7 protein-coding genes and 1 pseudogene are annotated in these 7,873 nt (G+C 73.4%); 4 read left to right on the forward strand and 4 right to left on the reverse strand.

Annotation, left to right across the window (positions count from 1 at the left end; genetic code table 11):
- Positions 1-381 (reverse strand): annotated as a pseudogene (locus E2C05_RS25810) (hypothetical protein); the annotation flags it as partial.
- A gap of 198 nt (positions 382-579) precedes the next feature.
- Here E2C05_RS25810 and E2C05_RS25815 point away from each other — a divergent pair.
- A complete protein-coding gene (locus E2C05_RS25815; RefSeq protein WP_133222523.1) occupies positions 580-2,382 on the forward strand; it encodes a PHA/PHB synthase family protein in 1,803 nt (600 codons plus the stop codon).
- 78 nt (positions 2,383-2,460) lie between these two features.
- Here the strand turns inward: E2C05_RS25815 and E2C05_RS25820 are convergent, their stop codons facing one another.
- Together E2C05_RS25820 and E2C05_RS25825 are read right to left on the reverse strand one after the other, a co-directional pair.
- A complete protein-coding gene (locus E2C05_RS25820; protein ID WP_133222524.1) occupies positions 2,461-3,219 on the reverse strand; it encodes an SDR family NAD(P)-dependent oxidoreductase in 759 nt (252 codons plus the stop codon).
- On the reverse strand, positions 3,216-5,258 hold the full coding sequence (locus E2C05_RS25825; RefSeq protein WP_158292369.1) for a formimidoylglutamate deiminase: 2,043 nt from the start codon (positions 5,256-5,258) through the stop codon (positions 3,216-3,218). The genes E2C05_RS25820 and E2C05_RS25825 overlap by 4 nt, the downstream gene beginning before the upstream one ends.
- Before the next feature lie 101 nt (positions 5,259-5,359).
- On the opposite strand from E2C05_RS25825, the gene E2C05_RS25830 reads away from it, so the two are divergent.
- Positions 5,360-6,100: an SDR family oxidoreductase gene (locus E2C05_RS25830; RefSeq protein ID WP_133222528.1), complete on the forward strand. Its 741-nt coding sequence runs from the start codon at positions 5,360-5,362 to the stop codon at positions 6,098-6,100.
- An 83-nt stretch (positions 6,101-6,183) separates the two neighbouring features.
- Here the strand turns inward: E2C05_RS25830 and E2C05_RS25835 are convergent, their stop codons facing one another.
- Entirely contained in the window at positions 6,184-6,678 is a 495-nt protein-coding gene (locus E2C05_RS25835) for a GNAT family N-acetyltransferase (protein ID WP_133222530.1), read from the reverse strand.
- Positions 6,679-6,792: 114 nt separating this feature from the next.
- Here E2C05_RS25835 and E2C05_RS25840 point away from each other — a divergent pair, with 114 nt between their 5' ends.
- Together E2C05_RS25840 and E2C05_RS25845 are read left to right on the forward strand one after the other, a co-directional pair.
- Positions 6,793-7,290: an MOSC domain-containing protein gene (locus E2C05_RS25840; protein ID WP_133222532.1), complete on the forward strand. Its 498-nt coding sequence runs from the start codon at positions 6,793-6,795 to the stop codon at positions 7,288-7,290.
- A gap of 70 nt (positions 7,291-7,360) precedes the next feature.
- Positions 7,361-7,828 carry a carboxymuconolactone decarboxylase family protein gene (locus E2C05_RS25845; RefSeq protein ID WP_133222533.1) on the forward strand — a complete coding sequence of 156 codons (468 nt, stop codon included), beginning with the start codon at positions 7,361-7,363 and terminating at the stop codon, positions 7,826-7,828.
- Positions 7,829-7,873: the final 45 nt, after the last annotated feature.

The raw sequence follows: 7,873 nt of genomic DNA on the forward strand, positions 1-7,873 counted from the left end.
GGCGCCCGCCAGCCGCGGCGGGGCGGGCGGCGCGGCCGGCATGCCGGTCTCCGCCGGCGCGCCGGTGCGGGGGCCCTGGCCCGGCGCCGGGATGCTGCGCAGCACCAGCGGGTCGCGCGAGGCGGCACGGTCGCCGGCCAGCGACTCGGTCACCGCCTGGCGGAAGGCCGGCGGCGGCCGTTCCGGCCGGGGCGGGATGGTCGCCAGGTTGGGGGTCGGGCGGTCCATCCCCGGCGGTTCCGGCCGCAGCGCATCGTCATTGCCCGAGACGCGGTTGTAGATCTTGACCGGGTTCACCTCGTCCGGCACCGCGCAGCCGGCCAGCAGCGCGGCCACCGCAAACGCCGCCCAGACCCTGCCCTGCCGTCCCGGATGCCGCATGATCCACCCCGCGCCGCGGCCGGCAGGCATAGATCAGATCGCCGCCCAGGGGAAAGGTTGGGGGATCGGTCGGGAGGGGGAAGTCCGCCAGGCCGCCGCGGCCGGGCGGATCGCCGCGGGCGGTTTGTTGCACACCGTCACAGGAACATATCCCGAACCGGTCTGGAGGCAGCTCTCCCGCCCGGGCTATGGTGCCGCATGGACCAGGAACCGACGCCCGACCAGCCGCAATTCCGCCTGCCCGACCCGGCGCTGGTGACCCGGACGATGTCGGAGGTGGCGGAGCGCGGCCAGCGCATCGTCACCGACTTCCTCCGGCGCCAGGCGGAGTCCGAGGCATCGCCGGACCCGCTGAACATCGGCACCGCCTTTTTCGAGATGACGACGCGGCTGATGACCAACCCGGCGCGGCTGGTCCAGGCGCAGGTCGGCTTCTGGCAGGACTACCTCACGCTCTGGCAGAACACCGCGCGGCGCATGCTGGGGGAGGCCCCGGCGCCGGTGATCGCCGAGGATCCGCGCGACCGCCGCTTCAAGGACCAGGCCTGGCGGGAGAACGAGGTCTTCGACTTCATCCGCCAGAGCTACCTGCTGAGCGCCCGATTCTTCCAGACCGTGGTCACCGACGTGGACGGGCTGGATCCCAAGGCGGCGCAGAAGGTCGATTTCTACACGCGGCAATTCGTCGATGCGATGAGCCCGTCCAATTTCCTGCTGACCAACCCCGAGGTGCTGCGCCGCACCGCCGAGACCGGCGGCGAGAACCTGCTGAAGGGGCTGTCCCACCTGCTGGCGGACCTGGAGCGCGGCAAGGGCCGCCTGCGCATCCGCATGACCGACGACAGCAAGTTCCGCGTCGGCGAGAACATCGCGGTCACCCCCGGCAAGGTGGTGTACCAGAACGACCTGATGCAGCTGATCCAGTATGCGCCGACGACCGCGACGGTGCTGCAGCGGCCGCTGCTGATCCTGCCGCCCTGGATCAACAAGTTCTACATCCTGGACCTGCGGCCGCGGAACAGCTTCATCCGCTGGGCGGTGGACCAGGGCCACACGGTCTTCGTCGTCTCCTGGGTCAACCCGGATGCGCGCCTGGCCGAGAAGGGCTTCGAGGACTACATGCAGGAGGGCATCTACGACGCCCTCACCGCCATCGAGCAGGCGACGGGCGAGACGCAGGTCAACGCCATCGGCTACTGCCTGGGCGGCACGCTGCTGGCGACCACGCTGGCGCATATGGCGCTGCGGCGGGATTCCCGCATCCGCTCGGCCACCTACTTCGTCACCATGACCGATTTCGAGGAAGCGGGCGAGCTCGGCGTCTTCATCGACGAGGAGCAGCTGCACAGCCTCGAGGAACGGATGCAGCAGCGCGGCTTCCTGGAAGGCCGCGAGATGGCGACGACCTTCAACATGCTCCGCGCCAACGACCTGATCTGGTCCTTCGTGGTGAACAACTACCTGTTGGGGCAGGAGCCCTTCCCCTTCGACCTGCTCTACTGGAACGACGACAGCACCCGCATGCCGGCGCGCATGCACAGCTTCTACCTGCGCCGCATGTACCAGCAGAACGACCTGGTGAAGCCGGGCGGGATCGAATTGCTGGGCCAGCCCATCGACCTGCGCAAGATCAAGGTGCCGTCCTACCTGGTCTCGACGCGGGAGGACCATATCGCGCCCTGGCAGAGCACCTACCGGGCGACGCAGGTCTATCGCGGGCCGGTGCGCTTCGTCCTGGCGGCCAGCGGCCACATCGCCGGCGTGGTGAACCCGCCAGGTTCCGGCAAGTACAGCCACTGGGTGAACGAGAGCCTGCCGCCCGACCCGGAGGCGTGGTTCAAGGGCGCCACGGAACTCGCCGGGTCCTGGTGGCCGGACTGGCAGCGCTGGGTCGCCTCGCTCGACAAGGCGCAGGTGCCGGCGCGGGTGCCGGGCGACGGCAAGCTGACGCCCATCGAGGATGCGCCGGGGAGCTATGTGAAGGTCATCGCGACGGACTGACCGCAGCGGGCGAAAGGGGCTTGTCCCCTCCCGCGCCCACCCCGCCGAGGGCCGCGGGGCCCGCGAGAACCAGGGGCGTCAGTGCATGACGTCGCCGCCGTTCGGCGACAGCGTGGCGCCGACATAGAAGGCGCCGCCGGGGCCGGCCAGCAGCAGCGCGGTCGCGGCGATCTCCTCCGGCCGGCCGAGCCGGCCCGCCGGGATCGTCGCCTCCATCTGCCGCCGCCACTCCGGGCCGCGGCTGCGCGTCAGGTCGGTCTCGACCGGGCCGGGGGCGATGGCGTTCACCTGGATGCCCTTCGGCGCCGCCTCCCAGGCCAGGCTGCGGGTGAAGCCGACGATGGCGGCCTTCGCCGTGCAGTAGGGCACGATGTTCGGCCCGCCCTTGAAGGCCAGCTGGGACGCGATGTTGATGATCCGCCCCGCCCCGCGCGCCGCCATGCCGGCATAGACGGCCTGCGCCATGAAGACCATGCCCTTCACATGCACGTCGACGACGCGGTCGTAGTCCTCCTCGGTGATCGTCTCGAAGGGGCCGCGGATGTTGATGCCGGCATTGTTCACCAGGATGTCGCAGGGGCCGAGCGCGGCCTCGGCCGCCCGGGCGAAGCCGCGCACCGCGGCGACCGAGGCGACGTCAGCCTCCATCTGGAAGCCGCGGCGGCCGCGCGCCGTCACCGCCTGCACCAGCGTCGCCGCCATGGCGCTGTCGCCCAGGTGGCAGATCGCCACATCGGCCCCCGCCTCGGCGAAGGCCAGGGCGATGGCGCGGCCGATGCCGCGGCTGCCCCCGGTGACATAGGCGGTCTTCCCGTGCAGCGGTCCCTCGGTGCTCATCCCAGCAATCTCCGCATCGCGCCGGCGAAGGCCTCGCCGATCGTCAGCCTGGCGACATGGCGCCCCCCCTCCACCACCCGCTTCCCGCCGACGATGGCGGTGCGGACGGGATTGGCCTGGCCCGCGAAGACCCAGGCATCCAGCAGACTATCCCCGGAACGACCCAGCAGCGAAGGGTGGCCGTCATCCAGCTCCACCAGGTCGCAGCGCCGCCCGGGCGCGATGGCGCCGATGGCCCGGCCGCTGGCCTGCGCGCCGCCCGCCAGCGCGGCGTCCAGCAGCCGCCGGCCGGGATGCGGCGCCGTCGCGGTCGTCGCCACCGCGCGCTCCCACAGGGCAAGGCGCTGGCTGGTCTCCAGCTGCCGCAGCTCGTCGCGGGGGGAGGTGCCGACATGGCTGTCCGTGCCCACGCCGAAGCGCCCGCCCGCCGCCAGCCAGCCGCGCAGCGGGAAGGTGCCGTCGCCGAGCGAGGCCTCGGTGCTCGGGCACAGGCCGGCCGCCGCGCCGCGCGCCGCCAGCGCCGCGGTCTCGGCCGCCGTCATGTGCGTCGCATGGATGAGGCACCAGCGCGCATCCAGCGGCGCGTTGTCCAGCAGCCATTGCACCGGCCGGGCGCCGGTGGCGGCGAGGCATTCCGCCACCTCCTTCTCCTGCTCGGCGGCGTGAATATGGATGGGCCCGGCTTCGGCCACGACCGCCTGCAGCATGGCCGGCGTGACGGCGCGCAGGCTGTGCGGCGCCATGCCCACCGCCGCCTGCGGGTCGCCCGCCACCGCCGCGCGGCAGTCGCCCAGGATGCGCAGATACGGGTCGAGGTCGTTCAGGAAGCGCCTTTGCCCCGGCGCCGGGTCGCGCCCGAAGATGCCGCCATGCCGGTAGAGGCTGGGCAGCAGCGTGATCCCGATGCCGGTGCGCCGCGCCGCCGCCAGATGCCGCAGCGCCATCTCGGCCGGCGCGGCATAGGACGTGCCGTCCGGCTGGTGATGCAGGTAGTGGAATTCGGCGATGCTCGTAAAACCCCATTCGAGGCATTCGGCATAGAGCTGCGCCGCCACCGCCTCGGCATCCTCCGGCGAGAAGCGGCCGACGAAGCGGTACATGGTCTCCCGCCAGGTCCAGAAACTGTCCTGGCCATCCGGGCTGCGGCGTTCCGCCCCGCCGGCCATGGCGCGCTGGAAGGCATGGGAGTGCAGGTTGGGCACCCCGGGGATGACGGCGCCGCGCAGCCGGTCGGCCGCCGCCGGCGCCGCGCCCGGGGTGACGGCGGCGATCCGGCCGGCGGCATCGGCCTCGATCAGGACATCCTCGGCCCAGCCTTCGGGCAGCAGGGCGGCGCGGGCGTGGAAATGCGGCATGGCGGCATGATGCCCCGGCCGCTGCCGGCGGCGCCAGCCGCCCGGCCCGGCGCGTGCCCGCCGGGTCCGTTGTGGCCCGATCCGCGCAGGCCGCTGGATTTTCCGCTTCTTTCGGCACCCGGCGCACGGGGTTTGGCGATTTTGGCCAGCCGGGCGGCGGGCGGGGCGTCGCCCCTGACCATTTTCCCATAGCGGCGATCCCCGCCGGCGCGGCACGCCCGGCCAGCCGCCGGGGCCGCATCTCAGCCCGAGATCCGCCTCGCCCTGCGCCAGGTCCAGCAGCCGGTCGGTGATGTCGAGCCGCACATCGACGCCCGGATGCCCTTGCGCGAAATCCGGCAACTCCGGCAGCAGCCAGCGCGCGGCCAGGGCGTGCGACGCGGTGACGACGACCACGGCCCGCGGGACCCGCCCGCCCAGCCGCCGCAGCCCGGCCTCGAGATTGTCGAAGCCCTCGGCGATGTCCCGCAGCGCGGCCCGCGCATCCTCGGTCGGCACCAGCCTCGCCGTCCCGTGCGGGCGGCGCACGAACAGCCGGACCCCGAGGGCCGCTTCCAGCCCGCGCACCTGCTGGCCGATGGCGGCCGGGGTGACATGTGGCTCGGCTGCCGCGGCGACGAAGCGGCCATGCCGGGCGGCGGCATCGAAGGCGAGCAGGGCACGGAGGCGGGGGAGCGATCGCACGGGATAGATTTGCTTTGTCGCCGACGTCGGAAACCTGCCTCGCGCCGATCGCACCGCCAAGCCCAGGATCCGCCCAGGCACACCGCGTCAGGAGCAGGACCATGGACCTCGGCGGCAGGACGGCACTCATCACGGGCGGCACCAGCGGTATCGGGCGCGCGACGGCGGAAGCCTTCGTCGCGGCCGGCGCGCGCGTCGCCATCACCGGCCAGGACCGCGAACGCCTGGCCACGGCGGCGGCGCTGCTGCCCGCCATCCCGCTGCACGCGGAGATGCGCGACCTGGCCTCGATCGCCGCGTTGCGAACCGCGGCCGCCGCGGCCTTCCCGCGGCTGGATGTCCTCTTCGTCAATGCCGGCGTCGCCTTCGCCACGCCGATCGAGACCACCGACGACGCGCTCTACGACCGCATCATGGACATCAACCTGAAGGGCGCCTTCTTCACCGTGCAGGCCTTGCTGCCGCTGATGCAGCGCGGCGGCTCCATCATCCTCAACACGTCCTGGCTGGCCGAGGTCGGGACGCCCGGGCTGTCGCTGCTCTCGGCCTCGAAGGCGGCGCTGCGGTCCCTGGCGCGGAACCTCTCGGCCGAATTGCTGCCGCGCGGCATCCGCGTGAACGCCGTCAGCCCCGGCGCGACGGATACGCCGATCCACGCCAAGACGGGCATGGCGCCCGACGCGCTCGCCGCCTTCGCCGACCGGCTGCGCGGTGCCATCCCGCTCGGCCGGTTCGGCCGCCCGGACAATGTCGCCGCCGCCGCGCTGTTCCTGGCGAGCGACCGGTCGTCCTACATGCTGGGGGCGGAGATGAGCGTGGATGGCGGCTTCGCGCAGCTGTAGCGGCCCGGGCGCCGGGCAGGGCGGCGGATCACGGCGCGCGGGGGGGAGGAGTCGCTGCCCGCCCTCCCCCGGCCTCGTGGCCGTCAGGCCCGGACCATGCCGGTCCCGTCCCGCAGGTCGCGCCGGAACACCACCTTGTCCTCGCCGGCCGCGTAGAAGTCGCGGATGCGCGCCTCCTCGGCATAGCCGAGGCGCTGGTACACGGCGCGGGTCCGGGCGAATTCCGGCAGGCCGGAGGTCTCGACCAAGAGGATCCGCGCCCCCCGTCCGGCGAGGCTCCGCTCCACATGCGCGGTCAGCCAGGCGCCGACGCCCCTGCCCTGGCGGTCCGGGTGGACCGCGATCAGCAGCAGGTTCCAGGTCCCGTCGGTCATGCGCTCCGGCGCGCAATAGGCGACCGCGCAGGGCGTGCCGTCCGCGACCGCGACGAACCACAGGTCGCCGGCGGCGGTGCCGCCCAGGAAGGGCGCCGCCATGGCGTCCAGCAGGTCGGCCGGGAACAGGCCGGTCGCGGCGATGACGGCCTTGACCGCCGGCAGGTCCCCGGCTCCGAGCGGCCGGATGTCGGTGATGGGCATGGCGGCTCCTCGGCGGGTGACGGGCATGGCCCATGCCGGTCGGTTCGCCCCGGCCGCCGCGCCGGTAACCCCCGGCCTCCCGCGCCGCCGGTTCCGTGGCAGCATGGAAGCGCCATGCCGCCGCTGCCCCCTGCCTCCCCCCTCGCCCGCCTGTTCGACGCCCCCATGCGGCCCGGCCGCCTCGCCTGGATCGGCCTGCGCCCCGCCCGCCGCGCCGCCATGCGCGTGGTCGAGACGGCCCTGCTCCTCCCCGGCCAGGGGCTGGAGGGCGACCGCTGGCGCGGCGCCGCCACCGGGGGACGGCAGGTCACCCTGATCGCCGCCGAGCATTGCGCCGCCATCGCCGCCTGCCTGGGGCTGGAGGCCGCGGCGCCGGAGCGCCTGCGCCGCAACCTCGTCACCGCCGGGCTGAACCTGCTGGCGCTGAAGGGGCGGCAATTCCGCATCGGCGAGGTGCTGCTGGAGCACAGCGGCGAATGCCATCCCTGTTCCCGGATGGAGGAGGAATTCGGCCCCGGCGGCTACAATGCCGTCCGCGGCCATGGCGGCATCACCGCCCGGGTGATTGCGGGCGGGACCATCCGCCTGGGCGACCCCGTCGCGCGGGCGTGACGGCGGGGCGCGGTCACGCCGCGGCAGGCTGCCTCGTCTTCCCCGTATCCCAACGGGAGAGTGAGCCCCCATGACCCCCCGCCTCGACTACCGCGCCGCCGCCCCGAAGCTGTTCCAGGCCGCGGTCGGCCTGGAAAAGGCCGTCGCGTCCAGCGGGCTGGACGCGACGCTGCTGGAATTGGTGAAGATGCGGGCGTCGCAGATCAATGGCTGCGCCTTCTGCCTCGACATGCATGCGCACGACGCCCGCCGCGCCGGGGAGAGCGAGGCGCGGCTGTATCTGCTGAATGCCTGGCGGGAGGCGCCGCACTACACCGCGCGGGAGCGCGCCGCCCTGGCCTGGACCGAGGCGCTGACGCTGGTCGCGCAGACCCATGCGCCGGATGCCGAGTACCAGGCGCTGCAGGCGGAGTTCTCCGAGGCGGAGATCGCCGCCCTCTCCTTCGCCATCGTGGCGATCAATGCCTGGAACCGGCTGGCCATCGGCTTCCGCGCCGTCCCGCCGCTGCGGGACCAGGCGCGCGACGCGGCCGCATGACCCGCCCGGCCGCCGGGGGGCCGGCGACGGCGGCGGCTGCACCCG

Origin of the sequence: Paracraurococcus ruber, from assembly GCF_004353985.1 — a bacterium.
GTDB classification, from domain to species: Bacteria; Pseudomonadota; Alphaproteobacteria; order Acetobacterales; family Acetobacteraceae; genus Paracraurococcus; species Paracraurococcus ruber.

What these genes read in the sequence shown, in the direction of transcription:
- E2C05_RS25840 (WP_133222532.1), top strand. Translation starts at nt 6,793, where the DNA reads ATGCCGCCGCTGCCCCCTGCCTCCCCCCTCGCCCGCCTGTTCGACGCC.
- E2C05_RS25830 (WP_133222528.1), top strand. Translation starts at nt 5,360, where the DNA reads ATGGACCTCGGCGGCAGGACGGCACTCATCACGGGCGGCACCAGCGGT.
- E2C05_RS25835 (WP_133222530.1), bottom strand. Translation starts at nt 6,678, where the DNA reads ATGCCCATCACCGACATCCGGCCGCTCGGAGCCGGGGACCTGCCGGCG.
- E2C05_RS25815 (WP_133222523.1), top strand. Translation starts at nt 580, where the DNA reads ATGGACCAGGAACCGACGCCCGACCAGCCGCAATTCCGCCTGCCCGAC.
- E2C05_RS25820 (WP_133222524.1), bottom strand. Translation starts at nt 3,219, where the DNA reads ATGAGCACCGAGGGACCGCTGCACGGGAAGACCGCCTATGTCACCGGG.
- E2C05_RS25845 (WP_133222533.1), top strand. Translation starts at nt 7,361, where the DNA reads ATGACCCCCCGCCTCGACTACCGCGCCGCCGCCCCGAAGCTGTTCCAG.